Source organism: Janibacter sp. CX7, from assembly GCF_024362365.1.
Classification (GTDB): Bacteria; Actinomycetota; Actinomycetes; order Actinomycetales; family Dermatophilaceae; genus Janibacter.
In genome coordinates, this window is sequence record NZ_CP101464.1 from 124,320 (window position 1) to 142,359 (window position 18,040).

General features: G+C 72.2%; 19 protein-coding genes. 10 read left to right on the plus strand and 9 right to left on the minus strand.

Going from position 1 to position 18,040, the window contains the following annotated elements; genetic code table 11:
- From NMQ01_RS00645 to NMQ01_RS00655, 3 genes are read right to left on the minus strand one after another with little or no spacing between them, the layout of a single operon-like run.
- A complete protein-coding gene (locus NMQ01_RS00645) occupies positions 1-468 on the minus strand; it encodes a GNAT family N-acetyltransferase (protein ID WP_255184977.1) in 468 nt (155 codons plus the stop codon).
- A 37-nt stretch (positions 469-505) separates the two neighbouring features.
- Complete coding sequence (locus NMQ01_RS00650) at positions 506-637, minus strand: putative transporter small subunit (protein ID WP_255184978.1); 132 nt, start codon at positions 635-637, stop codon at positions 506-508.
- A gap of 15 nt (positions 638-652) precedes the next feature.
- Positions 653-2,347, minus strand: coding sequence for a sodium:solute symporter family protein (locus tag NMQ01_RS00655; protein ID WP_255184979.1), 1,695 nt, complete (start codon positions 2,345-2,347; stop codon positions 653-655).
- 186 nt (positions 2,348-2,533) lie between these two features.
- Between NMQ01_RS00655 and NMQ01_RS00660 the strand changes: the two genes are divergently transcribed.
- The 3 genes from NMQ01_RS00660 (at position 2,534) to NMQ01_RS00670 (ending at position 5,553) form a co-directional block, all read left to right on the plus strand.
- A complete protein-coding gene (locus tag NMQ01_RS00660; protein ID WP_255184980.1) occupies positions 2,534-3,850 on the plus strand; it encodes an alpha-hydroxy-acid oxidizing protein in 1,317 nt (438 codons plus the stop codon).
- A 304-nt stretch (positions 3,851-4,154) separates the two neighbouring features.
- Entirely contained in the window at positions 4,155-4,820 is a 666-nt protein-coding gene (locus tag NMQ01_RS00665; RefSeq protein WP_255186404.1) for a hypothetical protein, read from the plus strand.
- Between the two features lie 106 nt (positions 4,821-4,926).
- Positions 4,927-5,553 (plus strand): maleylpyruvate isomerase family mycothiol-dependent enzyme, encoded by a 627-nt coding sequence (locus tag NMQ01_RS00670; RefSeq protein WP_255184981.1) that lies wholly within the window; start codon positions 4,927-4,929, stop codon positions 5,551-5,553.
- A gap of 15 nt (positions 5,554-5,568) precedes the next feature.
- Here the strand turns inward: NMQ01_RS00670 and NMQ01_RS15930 are convergent, their stop codons facing one another.
- Positions 5,569-5,997 (minus strand): GMC oxidoreductase, encoded by a 429-nt coding sequence (locus NMQ01_RS15930; RefSeq protein WP_369694866.1) that lies wholly within the window; start codon positions 5,995-5,997, stop codon positions 5,569-5,571.
- Here NMQ01_RS15930 and NMQ01_RS00680 point away from each other — a divergent pair.
- Positions 5,914-6,138, plus strand: coding sequence for a DUF2809 domain-containing protein (locus NMQ01_RS00680; protein ID WP_255184982.1), 225 nt, complete (start codon positions 5,914-5,916; stop codon positions 6,136-6,138). The genes NMQ01_RS15930 and NMQ01_RS00680 overlap by 84 nt on opposite strands.
- 22 nt (positions 6,139-6,160) lie before the next feature.
- Here NMQ01_RS00680 and NMQ01_RS00685 read toward each other — a convergent pair whose 3' ends face one another.
- Together NMQ01_RS00685 and NMQ01_RS00690 are read right to left on the minus strand one after the other, a co-directional pair.
- Positions 6,161-6,397: a hypothetical protein gene (locus tag NMQ01_RS00685; protein WP_084450809.1), complete on the minus strand. Its 237-nt coding sequence runs from the start codon at positions 6,395-6,397 to the stop codon at positions 6,161-6,163.
- 70 nt (positions 6,398-6,467) lie between these two features.
- Positions 6,468-7,307, minus strand: coding sequence for a sigma-70 family RNA polymerase sigma factor (locus tag NMQ01_RS00690; protein ID WP_255184983.1), 840 nt, complete (start codon positions 7,305-7,307; stop codon positions 6,468-6,470).
- A 96-nt stretch (positions 7,308-7,403) separates the two neighbouring features.
- On the opposite strand from NMQ01_RS00690, the gene NMQ01_RS00695 reads away from it, so the two are divergent.
- Both NMQ01_RS00695 and NMQ01_RS00700 read left to right on the plus strand, forming a co-directional pair.
- Positions 7,404-8,342, plus strand: coding sequence for an MBL fold metallo-hydrolase (locus NMQ01_RS00695; RefSeq protein ID WP_255184984.1), 939 nt, complete (start codon positions 7,404-7,406; stop codon positions 8,340-8,342).
- A 100-nt stretch (positions 8,343-8,442) separates the two neighbouring features.
- Positions 8,443-10,035, plus strand: a complete 1,593-nt coding sequence (locus NMQ01_RS00700) for an HNH endonuclease signature motif containing protein (protein WP_255184985.1) — start codon at positions 8,443-8,445, stop codon at positions 10,033-10,035.
- A 219-nt stretch (positions 10,036-10,254) separates the two neighbouring features.
- Here the strand turns inward: NMQ01_RS00700 and NMQ01_RS00705 are convergent, their stop codons facing one another.
- The 3 genes from NMQ01_RS00705 to NMQ01_RS00715 form a co-directional block, all read right to left on the minus strand.
- On the minus strand, positions 10,255-10,839 hold the full coding sequence (locus NMQ01_RS00705; RefSeq protein ID WP_255184986.1) for a dihydrofolate reductase family protein: 585 nt from the start codon (positions 10,837-10,839) through the stop codon (positions 10,255-10,257).
- Between the two features lie 69 nt (positions 10,840-10,908).
- Positions 10,909-11,964, minus strand: coding sequence for a zinc-dependent alcohol dehydrogenase family protein (locus NMQ01_RS00710; protein WP_255184987.1), 1,056 nt, complete (start codon positions 11,962-11,964; stop codon positions 10,909-10,911).
- Positions 11,965-12,000: 36 nt separating this feature from the next.
- Positions 12,001-13,215, minus strand: a complete 1,215-nt coding sequence (locus tag NMQ01_RS00715; protein WP_072623412.1) for an ATP-binding protein — start codon at positions 13,213-13,215, stop codon at positions 12,001-12,003.
- 165 nt (positions 13,216-13,380) lie between these two features.
- Here NMQ01_RS00715 and NMQ01_RS00720 point away from each other — a divergent pair, with 165 nt between their 5' ends.
- From NMQ01_RS00720 to NMQ01_RS00735, 4 genes are all read left to right on the plus strand, one after another.
- Positions 13,381-14,856 (plus strand): NAD-dependent malic enzyme, encoded by a 1,476-nt coding sequence (locus NMQ01_RS00720; RefSeq protein WP_255184988.1) that lies wholly within the window; start codon positions 13,381-13,383, stop codon positions 14,854-14,856.
- Positions 14,857-15,196: 340 nt separating this feature from the next.
- A complete protein-coding gene (locus NMQ01_RS00725) occupies positions 15,197-15,976 on the plus strand; it encodes a fructosamine kinase family protein (protein ID WP_255184989.1) in 780 nt (259 codons plus the stop codon).
- 85 nt (positions 15,977-16,061) lie between these two features.
- Positions 16,062-17,348, plus strand: coding sequence for a sensor histidine kinase (locus NMQ01_RS00730; RefSeq protein WP_255184990.1), 1,287 nt, complete (start codon positions 16,062-16,064; stop codon positions 17,346-17,348).
- Positions 17,348-18,040: a response regulator transcription factor gene (locus NMQ01_RS00735; RefSeq protein ID WP_255184991.1), complete on the plus strand. Its 693-nt coding sequence runs from the start codon at positions 17,348-17,350 to the stop codon at positions 18,038-18,040. Before NMQ01_RS00730 ends, NMQ01_RS00735 begins: the two co-directional genes overlap by 1 nt.

Genomic DNA, 18,040 nt, shown 5'->3' on the forward strand with positions numbered 1-18,040 from the left:
TCACAGCTCGCGCAGGTAGCAGAGCATGCTGTAGTCGGCGCCCGGGTGGACGTTGACGAACCCGTGCCGCTCGTAGAAGCGGCGGGTGTCCACGTCGATCTCGTCGACGTTGATGTGCAGCTCCGCGGCCCCCTTCGCCACGATGTGCTCGACCGCGGTGGTGAGCAGGAGCGTGCCGATGCCCTGGTCGCGCAGCTCCGGCACGACGTAGAGCTCTTCGAGCTGGCCGAGCAGCCCGTCGTAGTAGGGCGTCGGGCGCAGCGTGAGGTAGGCGAAGCCCGTTGTCGCAGCACCCTCCTCGGTCAGCAGCACGAGCACGTCGTCACGGGCCAGCAGGTGCTCGAAGCGCCCGGCGAAGTCCTCGGCGCTCGGCGTCGACACCTCGTCGAACTCGACGTTGAAGTCGTGGAGCAGCCGCCCGACGACCTCGGCGTCGGGCGGACCGGCGGGGCGGACGGTCGCGGCCATCCACCCAGTGTGGCGCCTCCGGCCCGCCCCGTGCGGGTCAGATGATCCGGCGCCCCTCGTCCTTGGCGGCGCGCCACTCCTTGTAGAAGGCGACGCAGATGACGCCGAAGATCACGGCCACGATGGCCGGCCAGACGAGGATGTAGAGGGTCAGTGCGGTGATCGACATGGTGGTCCTTCCGGGTCAGGCGCGAGCGGGCTCGAGGTCGGGGTCGTCGTCGCCGGCGGGCTGGGCGCCCGCCGCCTCGTCGTCATCGGTGAAGTCCCCGGTCCGCCGCGAGATGAGGGCGAAGTCGAAGGGCTCCTCGCGGGAGGCCAGCGACATGACGACGCAGACGATCGTCGAGACGGCATAGGCGGTGAGCGAGCCGGACAGCGCCGGGTACTGCGAGATCACCCCGATGGCGAAGGGGGCGACCCCCACCGCGAAGACGGCGCCGAGCGCGATGCCCACCCGGGCACCGAAGAAGCCGAAGGCCATCAGGCCGATGACGATGCCGGCACCGACGATGCCGACGACGTCGATGAGCAGGTCGAGTGCCCCGCTCTGCGGCAGCCAGCCGAAGCGCACCGGGAGGAAGACCGCGAAGGCGACGAGGACGGAGACGGTGAAGGCGGCGTTGGTGACCTTCGACCAGTAGAAGGAGGCGATGACGGGGAAGACGAGGCAGCCCCACATCGCGCCGACGAAGACGAGCAGGTCGAGGATGTTGAGCTCGAGGGCGGCGAAGAGCACCGCCGCGACCGTGGCGACGACCATCGTCAGGCGCCCGATGAGCAGCATCGTCGCGGGGTTGATCGTCCCCTGGCGGCGGGCGCGGTCGCCGTAGATGTCGGTCATGACGATCGACGAGAGCGCGGCCAGGTCGGAGTCGGCCGTCGAGGACAGCGACCCGATGATCATGACGAAGAAGACGACGATGAGCGGGGTCGCGAGGTGGGTCGCGGCCATCTGCGGCAGCAGGTTGTTGGGGTCGCCGCCGGCCGGGTCGATGCCGGCGTAGAGGGCGAGCACGCCCATCATGCCGACGCCGATGATCGTCGCGCCGTAGCCGATCGTCGCGGTGACGAAGGTCGGCTTGATGAGGTCCTCGCGCACGGCGAAGAGGCGCTGGGCGATCGTCTGGTTGCCGATGGCGTAGGCGAGGACGGCGGCGATGTAGGGCGCGCCCTGGCCGAGGAAGGCCTCGGAGGAGAAGAAGCTCGACTGGTGGGCGGTGAGGTTGCCGGCGCCCTCGCGCAGCAGGTCGGGCCCACCGAGGACGAAGAAGAAGGCGGGGACGAGGACGACGACGGCCAGGAGCATGGCGACGACCTGGGCGAAGTCGGTGAGCACCGAGGCGCGGAAGCCCGACCAGATCGTGTACATGAGCACGCCGGCCGCGATCATCAGCACGCCCTGGATGAAGCTCATCGGCGAGAGCATCGCGATGAGCGCACCGCCGGCGATGAAGTTGGACATCAGCGAGATGACGCTGCCGAGGACGTTGGAGATCGCGAGCATCAGCTGGCTCGAGCGGCCGTGCCGCGCCCGCATGACCTCGGCGAGGGTGTGCGCGTGGGGGGCGACCGCCCGGATCCGCCGGCCGAAGGGGTAGATGAAGAGGATCATCAGCGCGCCCCAGAGCCCGTAGTGGATCGGCCCGGAGATGCCGTAGGTGTAGCCGGAGGTGACGGAGGCATACATCGACGAGGCCCAGATCCACGTCGCGGTCATCGAGGCCGCGGAGATGCCGAAGCCGATGTTGTGCCCGGCCGTCATGTACTCGTCGGCATTTTCCTCACCGCGGCTGATCTTCACCGACATGACCATGGTCAGGCCGTAGAAGAGGGCGAGCAGCAGCACGATCGTGGCGATCCCCAGGGGTGGCGTCGACATGCCTTCCTTCCGATGTGGTGTTGTGCGTGGCGTTGAGCGGAAGGTAACTCGCAGGCCAACGAAGGGCTAATGATGGCAATCGCGCCCAAACCACCCCAGAAGCCCATGAGGTCAACGAAAGGTCAGGGTGCGGACGGGGTCCTCGTTGTGGCCGATCTCACCGGTTCGGGGCCCTAACCTGCGCTCATGACGACTCCCCAGCCCGCCCCCGGTCGTGCCCGCCAGGACGCGATCTACCGACCCGGTGCGCTCGGCGTGGCGCCCACCGTCCCGACGGACGTCGCCGAGCTCGAGCGTCGCGCACGAGCAGCGTTGAGCCGCAAGGCCTGGGCCTACATCGCGGGTGGAGCCGGGGGCGGTGCGACGATGCGCGCCAACCGCGCCGCCTTCGACCGCTGGCAGGTCGTGCCGCGGATGCTGCACGCGACGACGACGCGTGACCTGACGACGACGGTCCTGGACACCGAGCTCGCCGCACCGCTGCTCCTCGCCCCGGTCGGTGCCGCCGGGCTCGTCACCGACGACGCCGACCTGCTCATCGCGCAGGGGGCCCACGCCAGCGGCGTGCCCTACGTCTTCTCCTGCCAGGGCTGCTCGCCGATGGAGGAGACGGCGCAGGCGATGGCCGGCACCCCCTTCTGGTACCAGCTCTACTGGTCGACCGACGAGGGCCTCGTCGACTCGATGATCGGCCGGGCCGAGGCAGCCGGGGCGCAGGCGCTCGTCGTCACGCTCGACACGACCATGCTCGGCTGGCGCACCGCCGACCTCGACCTGGGGTCCCTCCCCTTCGCCCGGGGGCAGGGCATCGCCCAGTACACGTCCGACCCCCGCTTCATGCAGCTGGTCCGCGAGCGGCTCGCCGACACGGCGCGCGCCGCGCAGTCGCTCGGGATCGACCCGCGCAAGCCGCTGCAGGCGGCCCGTGCGGCGAAGGGAGGAGTCGGCACCCTGCTCTCGATGAGCCGCGAGCACCCCGGCGGCGTCCGCGACAACCTGCGCTCGCCGGAGCCGCGGGCGGCGGTCGAGACCTTCCTCGACATCTACTCCAACCCCGCGCTCTCGTGGGAGCACATCGCGACCCTGCGGGAGCGCACCCGCCTGCCCGTGGTGCTCAAGGGGATCCTCCACGAGGACGACGCGCGGCGGGCCTTCGACGCCGGCGTCGACGCCGTCGTCGTCTCCAACCATGGTGGGCGACAGGTCGATCGGTCGATCGCGGCCCTCGACGCGCTGGTCCGCGTGCGCGACGCGGTCGGGCCCGAGCCGACGGTGCTCATGGACAGCGGGGTGCGCTCCGGGGCGGACCTCTTCGTCGCGCTCGCCCTCGGCGCCGACGCCTGCCTGCTCGGCCGCCCGCACGTCTACGGCCTCGCGATCGACGGCGCCGCCGGGGTCAGCGCGGTCATCGACAACGTGCTCGCCGAGCTCGACCTGACCATGGGTCTCGTCGGGGCCGCCACCATCGCCGACATCACCCGGGAGCTGCTCGTCGAGGCGTGAGGGGAGTCCTCCCCCGCGTCGCTGCTTGCCGCGGTGCGCCACATGCGATGGGGTGGGGCCCATGAGCCAGCCTCCGTACCCGCCACAGCAGCCGCCGCCTTCCGGGTCGGGTGAGTCACCGGGGGGCGGGCAGCCCTACGGCACCCCGCCTCCGCCCCCGGGCGCCGGTGGTCTGCCGCCCTACGGCAGCCAGCCGCCCTACGGTGGGCAGCCTGCCCACGGCGGCGGCTACGCGGGTGGCGGGATGCCGCCAGGGCCGCCGGGAGGGGGCGGGCCGGCGCCGGTCATGGGGCCCTACAGTCCCATGGCTGCCATCGAGTACGCCTGGCGGAAGTTCACTGCCAACATCGGCCCCTTCCTCGGCATGGGGGCGATCATCACCGTGCTCTCGGTCGGAATCCCCTTTGCCTTCGGCATGGCGAGCGGAGGCGTCGAGGTCTTCAACCCCGACCCGTTGGACCCCGACGGGGTGAGCACGGCGGGCCAGCTCGGGTCCTCCCTGCTCCAGCTGAGCGGCCAGCTGATCGGCGGCGCCATCCAGTGGGTCCTCGGCGTCGCCCTCCTGCGCGGCGCCCTCGATGCCGTCGACACCGGCCGGGTCGATTTCGGGGCGATGTTCTCCCGGGTCCCGTGGGGCCAGGCGCTGCTCGCAGCGATCCTCGTCTTCCTTGCGGCCATGGTCGGCCTGCTCGCTCTGTGCGTCGGCATCGTCGTCGTGCTCTTCTTCCTCTACTACACCAACGCCGCGGTCCTCGACGGCAAGAGCGCGACGGAGGCGATCTCGGCGAGCTTCACCTTCGTCAAGGAAAATCTCGCCGACACCTTCCTCTACGCGCTCATCGCCATCGTCGTGATCTTCCTCGTCTCGTGCTTCACCTGCGGGATCGGCGGGATCCTGACGACCCCGCTCTTCGCCATCAGCACGGCATACACGTGGCGGGTTCTCCAGGGGCGACCCGTCGTCCCCTGACCCATCCGACGCCCCGAAGGGGAGGTCCTGCGCTCGGCGCGGGACCTCCCCTTCGTGATGGGCCGGGTCCGGCGACGCTGTCGGCCGGACCTGTCAGGGTGAGGCCATGACCGATGTGTGGGACCTCGTCCACGCCGAGCGCCGGGCGCTCGCCGACGACCTCGAGCAGCTGACCGACGAGCAGTGGCGCACGGCCTCGCTCTGCGACGGGTGGAGCGTGCACGACGTCGCGGCGCACCTCGTCGCCAACGCGCTCGCCACCCCCTTCGGCCTCGTGCGGGGGATGGTGCGGGCACGCGGTGACTTCGAGCGGATGACCCAGGAGGGCGTCGACCGGCACCGCGGGGCGACGCCCCGCGAGACGCTGCGCAGCCTGCGTGAGGTGGCCGGTCGGCGGACGGGACCGCCCACCCGGCTCGCCCCGCTCGAGAGCCGCCTCGTCGAGGAGGTCGTCCACGGCGAGGACATCCGGCGACCGCTCGGCATCGGGCACGACTACGCCCCCGAGGCGGTCGAGGGCGCGCTTCGCTACCAGGCGCGCACGCCCGCCGCCGTCGGCGGAGGTCGCGAGACCGTCGCGCGGGTGACGCTGCGGGCCACCGACCTCGACCTCACCCTCGGCGACGGACCCGAGGTGCGCGGGCCAGCCCTCGCCCTGCTGCTCGTGATCGCGGGGCGCGACGTGGCGATGGCGGATCTCGACGGCCCGGGGGTCGGCCTGCTCGAGGCGTGACCGACCCCGAGGAGGTCACCGCCCGTCGGCGATGATCTTCGCGATGTTGCGCTCGGCGAGCGCGGTGATCGTCAGCGAGGGGTTGGCCGTGCCGGTGCTGCCGGGGATGCCGGCACCGTCCATGACGTAGAGCCCGGGGTGGCCCTTGATCCGGCCGTAGGCGTCGGACGCCCGGCCGATGACGGCTCCGCCGAGCGGGTGCGCCGTGAAGCTCGTCCCGACGTCGGGCACGCCGAGGACGGGCACACCCACCCCGACGCCCGCGGCCTCGGCGACCTTGTTCTGCATCTCGCGCAGCGCCTCCTCGGACGCCTTGTTGCCGTCCTCCGGCCAGTCGACGATGACGTCGTCCTTCGCCTGGTGTGGCCGAGTCGTGAGACGCCGCGCCCGCTCGTCGTGGCCGGGGTGGCCCTGGCGCTGTGCGTGGTCGTCGAGCTGGCCCAGCTGACCGGTCTGCCGGCGCGGGTGCCGCAGCTGCGCTGGGTGCTCGGGACGACCTTCGCCCCGGTCGACCTCCTCTGGTACGCGGTGGGCGCACTGGGCGGTGCCGGGGCGATGGTGCTCGTGGGGCGTCTGCGTCCCTGAGCCGACGCTTGGGCCGGCCGGATCAGTCCTCCGGCAGGGCCGCGAAGGTCTGCTTCATCTCGTTGTACCAACCGAGCGCCTTGCGGGGGCGGCGCCAGCGCTTCTTCATCTCGTCGCGGGCGGGCTGGTGCGCGGCGTCGCCGGCCTTCTCCATCGCCTTGAGGTGCTGGTCCTGGGCGTTGATGACGTCGTCGTGGGTCTCGCCTCGGTGGGCGAGGTCGCAGGGGCCGCCGAGCTGCTGGCAGGTCATGGTCTTCATCGGGTGATCCTCTCGTGGTGGTCTCTCGTGGTGCTGACGATCGGGGGCCTGCGGATGTGACCGGTGGGCCTCAGGAGCAGCGTCGGGTGTCCTCGCGCCGGGTGACGCGCTCGAGCACCTCGGGCGCGGCGCGGAAGGTGATGCCCTGCACGACGCCGTCCACGACGTCGAAGTCGAAGAGCACCCTGGCCTCGCCACGGTGGAACCACGCGGCGCCGGGACGCTCGTCGACGAGCACGGCGAGTGCTGCGTGGGCGCTGCCGTTGAAGAACTCGGCGATCTCCCGTCGTCCGTCGACCCGCTCCGGCGTGCCGCTCGCGACGGCGGCGGCGTCGGCCGTGATCGTCGCGTCCGGTGCGAGCAGCCGCAGAAGGGAGTCGAAGTCGCCCTCGCGCGCGGCCGCCATGAAGGCGTCCACGACCTCCCAGTCGGCCCTCTCTGACCCCCGCCCCCGCACCTTCCCCCGCGCCCGCGAGGCGAGCTTGCGCGCCGCGGCGGGTGTCGTGCCGAGGATCGCGGCGATGGTCGCGAAGTCGAAGCCGAAGCTGTCGTGCAGCACGAAGGCGACCCGCTCACCGGGCGAGAGCCGGTCGATGACCGCCTGCAGCGCGACCCCGACGGTGTCGGCCATGACGACGTCGTCGGCGATGTCAGGTGCGGTCTCCGTGGGCTCGATCTCGCTGTGCGGCACCGGGGTTCGTGACTTGAGCCGGTCGAGGCACAAGCGTGTGGTCACCGTCGTGAGCCAGGCGGGCAGCGACTCGATGTCGGTGTCCGTACCGTGCAGCCGCAGCCACGCCTGCTGCACGACGTCCTCGGCCTCGGCGTGGTCACCGAGGACGCGCGTGGCCAGGCCGACGAGCCGTGGGCGCTCCGCCTCGAAGTCCTCTGCCTGCTGTGCCGGGTCCATGACCGCTCCTCTCGGGTCGATGCTGTCACCGATCTGACGACGCGGGCACCACGGATGTGACCGCCCCCCTTCGCCGGGCCTGTATAGCCTGACCGGATGCGTCTGAAGCCCGGCCGACCGGACATCACCACCTACGACTCGCGCCTCGACGTCCCGGCCGCTGGGGAGGGCGCGCTGGCGGTGACCTTCATGGGCGTCTCCACGCTCCTCGTCCAGGACGGCGAGTCCGCCGTGATGACCGATGGGTTCTTCTCCCGGCCCGGTCTGCTCCAGGTGGGTCTGGGCAAGGTCGCGCCGTCCGTCGAGCGCATCGATGCCGCCCTGGACCGAGCCCTCGGCGATGCGGGCCTCGACGGGCTGGACGCGGTCGTCCCCGTCCACACGCACTACGACCACGCCCTCGACTCCGCCGTCGTCGCCGAGCGCACGGGTGCCCTGCTCGTCGGCGGCGAGTCGACGGCCAACCTGGGCGTCGGCGGAGGTCTCGACCGGGAGCGCATCCGGGTCGTCGCCTCCGGCGACTCCGTGGAGTGCGGTGCCTTCTCCCTGACCTTCGTCGCGTCGAGCCACTGCCCGCCGGATCGGTACCCGGGCGACATCGACGCCCCGGTGACCCCACCGGTCAAGGTCGGTGCCTACCGCTGCGGTGAGGCGTGGTCGATCCTGCTCACCCACCGCAGCGGCCGGACCGCCCTGCTGCAGGGCAGCGCCGGGTACGTGCCGGGCGCGCTCGCCGGTCTCGACGCCGAGGTTGCCTACCTCGGGGTCGGGCAGCTGGGGGTGCAGCCACAGGACTACATCGAGGCCTACTGGGAGCACACGGTCCGCGCCGTGGGGGCCCGCCGGGTGGTGCTGACGCACTGGGACGACTTCTTCCGTCCCCTCGACCAGCCGCTGCGCGCCCTGCCCTACGCCGGTGATGACCTCGACGTCACGATGAGCGTTTTCGATCGCCTCGCCGACGAGGACGGCGTCGCCCTCCACCTGCCGCGGCTCTGGGAGCGCGAGGACCCGTGGGCGGGCCTCGGCGGCTGACGTCGCACGGGCCAGTTGTCCACAAGCTCGCGGCGAAGTTCCTTGAATTCACAGGGCCCAGAGGGTTCCCCAGGCCTCAAGTCGAACGTATGATCGAAGCATGTCAGAGGCGACGCAGTGGGGGGATCTGGGGCTCGTGTCGGGCCTGCGGGACTCGGTGCGCGCCCTGACGATCGCCGCCCTCGAGATGCCGGATCTGTGGCAGGCGCCCGAGGAGGAGCTGGCCGACGGGCTGGCCGCGATCGGTCGGGCCCGGGCGGTGCTCGAGGCGGCCGAGGTGGCCCTCGTGCGCGAGGGCATCTCGCGGGGTGTGCCGCAGCGGCAGTCGTGGTCGGACACCGACTGGGTCGGGGTCAGCGAGGGCCGGTCGGCGCCGCGGCCGGCGGTGCGTCATGTGGCGTCCGTGGTGCGGGTGGCCAGGGCGGGTCTGCGGGCCGGCTCCGCGCTCGTCGACCCCACGCACGACGACGAAGGGGGCGGCGCCCCCCTTCGCCCGGAGGCACCCGAGCAGGTGGCTGGGGAGTCGGAGCCGGGAGCAGGGGAGTGGGGTGAGCGGCCGCCGCCGGCCGGCCTCGCCGGGGTGCTCGCCGACCTCGAGGGTGGCCAGCTGCCGCTCGGCAAGGCCGATCAGCTGGTGCGCTTCCACGACGGGGTGCGGCGGGTCGCCGACCCGGAGCTCCTGGAGGCGGACCTGGGGGTCCTGCTCGATGCAGCGCGTGACGAGGTCGTGCGCACCGGCCCGGGTGGGCGGATCTCGGCTCGGGTCCCGGGGCTCGACGAGCGCGGGCTGGCGACGGCGATCACGCAGACGACGCGGATGCTGCGTCCGGCCAAGGACCTCGCGGCGGATGACGAGCGGGCCAGGTCGGCGCGGTCGTTGACGAGTCACACCGATGCCAGCGGGCTGACGCGCTACAAGCTCGTGCTCGACGCCGAGGGCGCGGCGATCGTCGACGCGGCGGTGGCGGGGTTGTCGAAGCCGGTCAAGGGCCCCGACGGTGAGCGTGACCCGCGGCCCCCGGCGCGGCGCCGCGCCGATGCCCTGGTGACGGTCGTGGGTCGTGGGGTGTCCAGCCCGGGTGAGGTGGGCACGAGCGACAAGGCGCAGGTCATGGTGACGATCTCGATGACCTCGTTGCTGACGGCCACGGACGGGACCTGCGGGGTGTGCGGGTCCCGCCGACCGGGTGGCGCCTTCGGGCCGACCGGCATGCCCTTCAGCGACACGCATCCCTTCGGTCACCGCGCGGATCTCGGCGGCTGTGGCGACGCACCCGGCTCGAAGGGGGTCGGGCTGGGTGCCGGAGGAGTCGCCGGTGGCGGTCACGCCGGCGGGGTCACGGCCTCGGGCGCGGTGCTGTCCCCGGCGAGCGTGCGCAAGCTGGCCTGCGAGGCAGGGGTCATCCCGGTGATGCTCGGCAGTGACGGCGAGCCGCTCGAGCTGGGCCGCGCCACGCGGTTCTTCACCCCCGGGCAGAAGCGGTTGCTGTGGTTGCGGGACGGTGGCTGCACCTTCCCGGGGTGCACGATGCCCGCGCACTGGACCGACGCGCACCACGTGCAGTACTGGTCGCTGGGTGGGCGCACGGACATCGGCAATGCGGCGCTGCTGTGCGAGCGGCACCACACCCGAGTGCACCAGCAGGAGCTGACCTGCACGATCCGTGACGACGGGGTGACCTGGCACCTGTAGCCACCCCGCCCCGCGCCCGACCCCGGCCCGGGTCGGGCGCCTCCGCACGCCCCGCGTCCGAGTTCAACAGCCAGGGACGTCGCATTTTCCTTGAGGTCGTGCGAAGTCGGGGGAGGGGCGTCGCATTTCCTCAAGGTCGTGCGGCCCGCAGCCGGAGAGGAGCGCCCAACTCTGCAAGACCCTAGGGTCTTGCAGAGTTGTGCGCCCGGACTTGCCCGGCTACGCCCTTCGCTCGCAGGTGATGACCTGCACGCCGCTGGCGAGGCCGACGACGTCGACGGTCTCGAAGAGCGTGGGGGCGAAGCCCCCGTCGAAGAGCGGGACCCCAGAGCCGATGACCGAGGGGTTGAGCTTGATGACGAGCCGGTCGATCTCCGGCAGCAGGGTGTGGGCGAGGCGGCCGCCGCCGACGAGCCAGATGCCCAGGCCGTCCTCGGCCTTGAGCTCGCGCACCCGGGCGAGCGGGTCATCGGAGACGACCTCGACAGCCGCCGCGGGCGCGGACCCGAGCGTCGTCGACACGACGAGGTGCCGCAGGTGCGGGTAGGAATCGTCGATGCCGGCCGCGAGCCCGATCTCGTAGGAGCGCCGTCCCTCGATCACCGTGTCGAAGACCCGGCCCGGCTCGGTCAGACCCATCGCCTCGCGGGCCGGTCCGGGCAGCGTCTCCGGGTAGTGGGTCGCGATGAACTCGACGAGGTCCGGCGTGACCGCCATGAAGTCCTCGCCGCTCGGGTCGCCGCCGTCCGGCCCCGCGATGAAGCCGTCGAGCGTCGCCGCGACGTAGTAGGTGAGTGTGCGCATGGTGCCCCTTCCGTCAGGCGGCACGCTACGGGCCGAAGGGGGGTGTGTCGCAGCGAATTTCGCCCCGCCTCAGCGCGACGGGTCGATGATCGTCATCCCCGCGACGTTCGCCCTGTCGAAGCCCGGCAGCAGCGCCGCCGCCTCCTCGAGACCGACGACCCGCTCCACGAGGCGCTGCGGGGCGAGGTCGCCGGAGTCGATGAGCGCGAGCATCCCCGGGTAGTCGACGGCGGCCATGCCGTGGCTGCCGAGCACGTCGATCTCCCACCCGATGACCCGCGCCATCGGCACGCGCGGGTGACCGTCGACAGGCGGCAGCAGGCCGACCTGGACGTGCCGACCGCGTCGCCGCAGGCTGAGCAGCGCTGTGGCACAGGTCTGCTCGCTGCCCACGGCGTCGACGGCGACGTGCGCCCCGCCGTCGGTCAGCTCCATGACAGTGGCCTCGACATCCGTTGCCTCGCCGTGGGCGCCAACCGCGAGCACGGTGTGCTCCGCGCCGAGCTCGGCCGCGACGGCCAGCGCTGCCGGGTTGCGGTCGACCGCGATGACCCGTGCGCCGAGCGCCCGGGCGATCATCACCGCGCTCAGCCCGACGCCGCCGGCGCCGACGACGGTGACCCATTCCCCCTTCGTCAGGCGGGCGCGGGCGACGAGGGCCCGGTAGGCGGTGGCGAAGCGGCACCCCAGACTCGCCGCGGTCGCGAAGTCCACCGACTCGGGGAGAGCCACGAGGTTGGTGTCGGCAGCGTGCAGCACCACCTGCTCGGCGAAGGACCCCCAGTGCGTGAAGCCGGGCTGCTCCTGGTCGGGGCAGACCTGCGCCTCGCCGGCCGCGCACCACGAGCACCGGCCACAGCCGCAGACGAAGGGCACGGTCACCCGGTCGCCGACCCGCCACCGCTGCACGCCGGCACCGACCGCGCTCACGACCCCCGCGAGCTCGTGGCCCGGCACGTGCGGCCAGGTGATCCCGTCGTCGTGGCCGGCCCAGGCGTGCCAGTCGCTGCGGCAGAGCCCGGTCGCCCGCACGTCGACGACCACCCCACCGTCAGGGGCGAAGGGGGCCGACACCTCCCTGACCTCGGGCTGGGCTCGGACCTCATCGATGACCACGGCGCGCACGACGCCATCGTGTCAGGCCGATGCTGCGGCGGTTGGTCAGGTCTGCTCGCGCAGGTACCGCCCGAAGTGCGGCACGGTGAAGGCGATCCGGCCGCGTTCGGCGGAGTAGATCAGGCCCTTCTTCAGCAGGGCGTCGCGGGCGGGGGAGAGCGACTGGGGCTTCTTGCCGAGCGAGGTGGCCACGGCCGAGGTGAGGACGGACTCGATGTCGTCGAGGCTCTCCTCCCCCTTCGCCGCGATCTCGGCAGCGACATCGGCCATCGCCTTGAGGTACTCGCGCTCGCCGGGGGTCGCGCGCTCGTAGCGCGAGCCGAAGAACCCGACCGCCAGCTCGGACTCGGCCTCGGGGGAGGCCACGCGCACGTCCTCGGCGCGGATCGGCGACTCCGGCGCCTGGTCCCACACCGCCTTGCCGTAGGCCTGGATGAAGTAGGGGTAGCCGCCGGTCGCGTAGTACAGGGCATCGAGCGCCGCCTGCTCGTACTCGGCGAGCTCGTCGGCCGCGGGCGCGGTGAGGGCCCGGTCGGCCTCCTCGCGGGCGAGCCGGTCGATGCGCTGGTAGCGGAAGAGCCGCTCGCTGTAGGACTTGCTCGCCGACAGCACCGAGGGCAGGTGCGGTAGGCCGGCGCCGACGACGATGAGCGGCAGGCCGGTCTGGCTCATCTCGTGGCAGGCCGCGCAGATCGCCGAGATGTCCTCGGGGCCGAGGTCCTGCATCTCGTCGATGAAGACGGCGACGCCGCGCCCCAGGTCCGCGGCCAGCCCGCCGACGTCGGTGAAGAGTTCGACGAGGTCGATCTCGATGTCGCCGGAGTCGGCGCGCCCCTTGACGGCGGGGGCGTCGATGCCGGGGTTCCAGACCTCACGCAGCTTCGTGCCGGGCTTCGCGTCGCGCTGGGCGAAGGACTTGATGACGCCGAGGACGTGCTCGACCTCCTCGGCCTGCGTGTGCCCGAGCTCGCGGACCGCCTGGTGCAGGGCGCTCGCGAGCGGCCGACGCAGCCCCTGATCGGGTCGCGCCTCGAGCTTGCCGGTGCCCCACTTCGCGCGGACGGCGGCGGAGCGCAACTGGTTGAGCAGCACGGTCTTGCCGACCCCGCGCAGGCCGGTGAGCACGAGCGAGCGCTCCGGCTTGCCCGCGACGATCCGCTTGAGCACGACGTCGAAGCGGGTCAACTGCTCGTCGCGTCCCGCGAGCTCGGGCGGACGCTGGCCGGCGCCGGGGGCGTAGGGGTTGGTGATCGGGTCCACGATGGGACCGTATCCACCTGTCTAGGCGAAGGGGGATATCTCGGCAGATTCGCGAATCGGCGCGTCGCCCCCCCTTCGTCCCGATCGTGACGTCTACGGACGTCTAGACCGCCGCCGATAAGGACCGATCGACGAGCATCGTCGCGCCGGTGAGACACTGCTCACATGCCCGCAGCAACCCCTTCGTCGTACTCCATCACCATCCGCCTGCACACCTCGCCCGACTACGCCGTCGTCGGCCGCATCGCCACCGCGATCGCCGAGCAGGGCGGCATCGTCACCGCCGTCGACATCGCCGACTCGCGCCACGACCGTCTCGTCATCGACGCCACGTGCTCGGGCTTCGACGTCAACCACACCGACGACCTCGTCGAGGCCGTCGAGGCGATCGACGGGGTCAAGGTGCACAAGGTCTCCGACCGCACCTTCCTGCTCCACCTCGGCGGCAAGATCGAGGTCCGCTCCAAGGTCGCGCTCAAGACCCGTGACGACCTCTCGATGGCCTACACGCCCGGCGTCGGCCGCGTCTCGAGCGCCATCGCCAAGCACCCCGAGGACGCCCGCCGCCTGACGGTCAAGGGCAACAGCGTCGCGGTCGTCACCGACGGCTCGGCCGTCCTCGGCCTGGGCAACATCGGCCCCGAGGCCGCGATGCCGGTCATGGAGGGCAAGGCCGCGCTCTTCAAGCAGTTCGCCGGCATCGACGCCTGGCCGATCTGCCTCGCCTCGCAGGACACCGAGGAGATCATCCGCGCCGTCGAGATGATCGCCCCCGGATTCGGTGGCATCAACCTCGAGGACATCGCCGCCCCGCGGTGCTTCGAGATCGAGCGCCGGCTGCGCGAGAGCCTCGACATCCCGGTCTTCCACGACGACCAGCACGGCACCGCGATCGTCGTCCTCGCCGCGCTGCGCAATGCGCTGCGGGTCGTCGACAAGTGGCTCGAGCAGGTGCGCATCGTCGTCTCCGGTGGCGGCGCCGCCGGCTCGGCGATCGTCACCCTGCTGCTCGCCGCCGGCGCCAAGGACGTCGTCGTCTACGACCGCGAGGGACTGCTCTCCTCCGACGACGAGTCCCTGACCGGCGCCAAGCGCGAGCTCGCCGAGCGGACGAACCCGCGCAAGGTCCGCGGTGACCTCGCCGACGGGCTGCAGGGCGCGGACGTCTTCATCGGTGTCTCGGCGCCCAACCTGCTCAAGGCCGAGTGGATCCGCGACAACATGGCCGACGACGCGATCGTCTTCGCCCTGGCCAACCCCGACCCGGAGATCGACCCGGCCGAGGCCGCGAAGTACGCCAAGGTCGTCGCCTCCGGCCGCAGCGACTACCCCAACCAGATCAACAACGTGCTCGCCTTCCCGGGCGTCTTCCGCGGGCTGCTCGACGCCCACGCCGAGGACGTGTCGATCGAGATGCTCATCCGCGCCGCCGACGCGATCGCGGCGGTGGTCAAGGACGAGGAGATCAACCCCTCCTACATCATCCCGAGCGTCTTCCACCCCGACGTCGCCGACACCGTGGCCGTCGCCATCGCCGGCGAGGGCAAGACCTCGGCCGGCGCCACCGGCCCCATCAAGGTCGGCTCGCGCTCCACCGCCGCCCCCGTCGACGAGACCGGCACGCTGCCCCAGGTCCGCTGACCACGGCCCCGGTCTCGAGGCTCGCTGACGCTCGCACCTCAACCCACGGGTGATGTGCGAGCGGCGGCCCGGGGTCTCGCTGACCACCAGCGCAGGACGAAGGGGATGTCGGCGCACATCAAGCCGAAGTCCGTCGGACCGACGTGACGTGCGGACGGACGAAGGGACTTCGGCGGGCGCCGGCGTCCCCCTTGGTCCGGAGCGGGGGAGTGCGGGTGGCATCCCCTTCGTCCGGAGCGGGGAGAGGCGCCGGCGTCCCCCTTCGTCCGGAGCGGCCCTTCGAGACGGCCGCGGGCGGCCTCCTCAGGGACCGGAGTCAGCGAGTGGCAGGCTTGGCCACGTGAAGCCTCCCCGCACCTATCGCAAGGACACCTCGGCAGCCCCGCGCGGCTACTCCTCCTGGGAGGCGGCCGGGCTGCTGTGGCTCGCGGAGGCGCAGGAGCAGGGCGGTGCCCGCATCGCGCAGCTGCAGGACGTCGACCTCGACCACATCGACCTGCTGCAGTACGACGCGGGTCCGTCGACGAACCTCCATGCCGACGGCCTCGGGGTGGCGCTCGCGGCGATGCACGCGGCGGGGGCGCCGGCCTTCGGGGCGCCGCCAGCGCGGTGGACGAGCCACGGTTTCGTCGGCCCGGCCGACTCCCCGCTGCCGATGCCGCTGCAGCCCACCGAGCGCTGGGGCGAGTTCTTCGGCGAGCAGCGCATCCGCCACATGCTGCAGCTCGGCCGCGCGCAGGGCCTGTGGGAGGACGACAGCACCCTCTTCGAGCGGGTCGCCGACCGGCTCGTGTCAGGCGAGTTCGACGACGGCCGGCCGCCGGCCCGCCTGCACGGCGACCTCTGGGCGGGCAACATCATCTGGACCCGCGAGGGGCCCGTCCTCATCGACCCGGCCGCGCACGGCGGTCACGCCGAGACCGACCTGGCGATGCTGCTGCTCTTCACCGCGCCGCACATCGCCCGCATCATCGCGGCCTACGACGAGGCCGCCCCGCTCGCCGACGGCTGGCAGGAGCGGGTCGGCCTGCACCAGCTCTTCCCGGTCATGGTCCACGCCGTCGTCTTCGGCGGCGACTACGTGCGCCAAAGCGTGGAGATGGCCCGGGCCTACGCCTGACCGGACCTGACGAAGGGGGATGACCCCCTTCGTCTCGGGGAGATCGGGGCAGACCCGGACGTCTCGGATCCCTAGGTTGGATGCCGTGACCACCCAGACCATCACCCCGCCCCTCGAGCGGCTGTCCCTCCCGCGGCGCTGGCTCGCCGGCTGGGGGAGCGTGCTGCTCCTCCTGACGAGCACCGTGACGTCGATCGGCGCGATGCTGCTCGTCACCCTCGTGCTCGTCTCCGTCGCGCTCATCACCGCCGGCGGCGTCGGGATCCTGCTGCTCGTGCCGCTCGTGTGGCTCTGCGGCGTCCTCGGGCACGCGGAGCGGCACCGGATCATCGCGCTGACCGGGCGTCAGGTGCACCCGCCGGCGCGGCGGGCGCAGCCGCTGTGGCGGCGGCTCTTCTTCGACGTGCACTCGTGGCGCAGCACCGCGTACTTCGCGCTGCACGCGCTGTGGGGCAGCTTCATGGGCTGGCTCACGCTGGCGGTCCTCACCCAGGCGCTCCTGCTGCTCTTCGTGCCGCTGCTCGGCAGCCGCCTGCCCGACAGCGGGATCTCGGTCTTCGGGTGGATCCCCGTCGACGGGGTCATCGGTCTGGCCAGCGCCTGGACCATCGCCCTCGTCACCCTCGTCGTCATCCCGCTGGTCGCCCACGGGCTCACCTCGGTCGACGTCATGCTCGCCCGCTGGCTCCTCGGGCGCGACGAGCGCAAGGTCGTCGAGCACCTCACCGCCCGCGTCGACACCCTCAGCGAGTCGCGCCGCGAGGCCGTCGACTCCGTCGAGGCCGAGCGTCGTCGCATCGAGCGCGACCTGCACGACGGGCCGCAGCAGCGGATGGTCGCGATCGCGATGACCCTCGGCATGGCCAAGGAGGCGATCGACCGTGACCCCGCGGCGGCCGCCGAGCTCGTCGACGAGGCGCACCGCAGCGCCAAGGAGGCCATCGTCGAGATGCGCCACGTCGCCCGCGGCATCGTGCCCCCGATCCTCGCCGACCGCGGGCTCGAGGCTGCCCTGCCCGCCCTGGCCGCCCGCTCCGCCGTGCCCGCCTCCGTCGAGGTGCACGAGGTCGGCCGGGTCGACCCGACGACCGAGGCGATCGCCTACTTCGTCGTCAGCGAGGCCCTGACCAATGTCGCGAAGCACTCCCGCGCCGAGCACGCCCGCGTCGTCGTGACGAAGGACGAGCAGCACCTCGTCGCCACGGTCACCGACGACGGCCGCGGCGGTGCCGACCCCTCCCGCGGCACCGGCCTGACCGGCCTGCGGCAGCGCGTGAGCGCCGTCGACGGCACCCTCGAGGTCACCTCCCCGACCGGGGGACCGACCACCCTGACCGCAACCCTCCCCCTTCGCCCCGGACGGAGCCTGTGATGACCGAGCCGACCACGACCCAGCCCGACGAGACCCCCGCGACCCGCGTGGTCCTCGCCGAGGACTCGGTCCTGCTGCGCGACGGGATCGTGCGCCTGCTGACCTCGGCCGGCTTCGACGTGGCGGCCGCGTGCCCCGACGCCGAGACCTTCGTCGCCGCCGTCGACGAGCACCGGCCCGACCTCGTGGTCGTCGACGTGCGGATGCCCCCGACCTTCACCTCCGAGGGGATCGTCGCGGCGCTCGCGGTGCGCGACAAGCACCCCGAGACCGCCGTCATGGTCCTGTCGCAGTACGTCGAGGAGCAGTACGCCACCGAGCTCGTCGCGGCGAGGTCGAAGGGGGTCGGGTACCTCCTCAAGGACCGCGTCGCCGACACGAGCGACTTCATCGGCGCGCTGCGCGACGTCGCCGCCGGCGGCACGGTGCTCGACCCCGAGGTCGTCACCCAGCTGCTCACGCGGGCCCGGCACGCCGACCCGCTGGCCGCGCTCACGCCGCGAGAGAGGGACGTCCTCGGGCTCATGGCCCAGGGCCGGACCAACTCCGCGATCGGCAAGGAGCTCTACATCTCCGACGGGGCCGTGGAGAAGCACGTGACCTCGATCTTCACCAAGCTCGACCTGCCGCCGGCAGAGGGTGACCACCGCCGGGTGCTCGCCGTCCTGCGCTGGCTCGACCAGGAGGACTGA

What these genes read in the sequence shown, in the direction of transcription:
- NMQ01_RS00655 (WP_255184979.1), bottom strand. Translation starts at nt 2,347, where the DNA reads ATGTCGACGCCACCCCTGGGGATCGCCACGATCGTGCTGCTGCTCGCC.
- NMQ01_RS00645 (WP_255184977.1), bottom strand. Translation starts at nt 468, where the DNA reads ATGGCCGCGACCGTCCGCCCCGCCGGTCCGCCCGACGCCGAGGTCGTC.
- NMQ01_RS00735 (WP_255184991.1), top strand. Translation starts at nt 17,348, where the DNA reads ATGACCGAGCCGACCACGACCCAGCCCGACGAGACCCCCGCGACCCGC.
- NMQ01_RS00695 (WP_255184984.1), top strand. Translation starts at nt 7,404, where the DNA reads ATGCGTCTGAAGCCCGGCCGACCGGACATCACCACCTACGACTCGCGC.
- NMQ01_RS00690 (WP_255184983.1), bottom strand. Translation starts at nt 7,307, where the DNA reads ATGGACCCGGCACAGCAGGCAGAGGACTTCGAGGCGGAGCGCCCACGG.
- NMQ01_RS00685 (WP_084450809.1), bottom strand. Translation starts at nt 6,397, where the DNA reads ATGAAGACCATGACCTGCCAGCAGCTCGGCGGCCCCTGCGACCTCGCC.
- NMQ01_RS00705 (WP_255184986.1), bottom strand. Translation starts at nt 10,839, where the DNA reads ATGCGCACACTCACCTACTACGTCGCGGCGACGCTCGACGGCTTCATC.
- NMQ01_RS00665 (WP_255186404.1), top strand. Translation starts at nt 4,155, where the DNA reads ATGGCTGCCATCGAGTACGCCTGGCGGAAGTTCACTGCCAACATCGGC.
- NMQ01_RS00660 (WP_255184980.1), top strand. Translation starts at nt 2,534, where the DNA reads ATGACGACTCCCCAGCCCGCCCCCGGTCGTGCCCGCCAGGACGCGATC.
- NMQ01_RS00700 (WP_255184985.1), top strand. Translation starts at nt 8,443, where the DNA reads ATGTCAGAGGCGACGCAGTGGGGGGATCTGGGGCTCGTGTCGGGCCTG.
- NMQ01_RS00720 (WP_255184988.1), top strand. Translation starts at nt 13,381, where the DNA reads ATGCCCGCAGCAACCCCTTCGTCGTACTCCATCACCATCCGCCTGCAC.
- NMQ01_RS00670 (WP_255184981.1), top strand. Translation starts at nt 4,927, where the DNA reads ATGACCGATGTGTGGGACCTCGTCCACGCCGAGCGCCGGGCGCTCGCC.
- NMQ01_RS00650 (WP_255184978.1), bottom strand. Translation starts at nt 637, where the DNA reads ATGTCGATCACCGCACTGACCCTCTACATCCTCGTCTGGCCGGCCATC.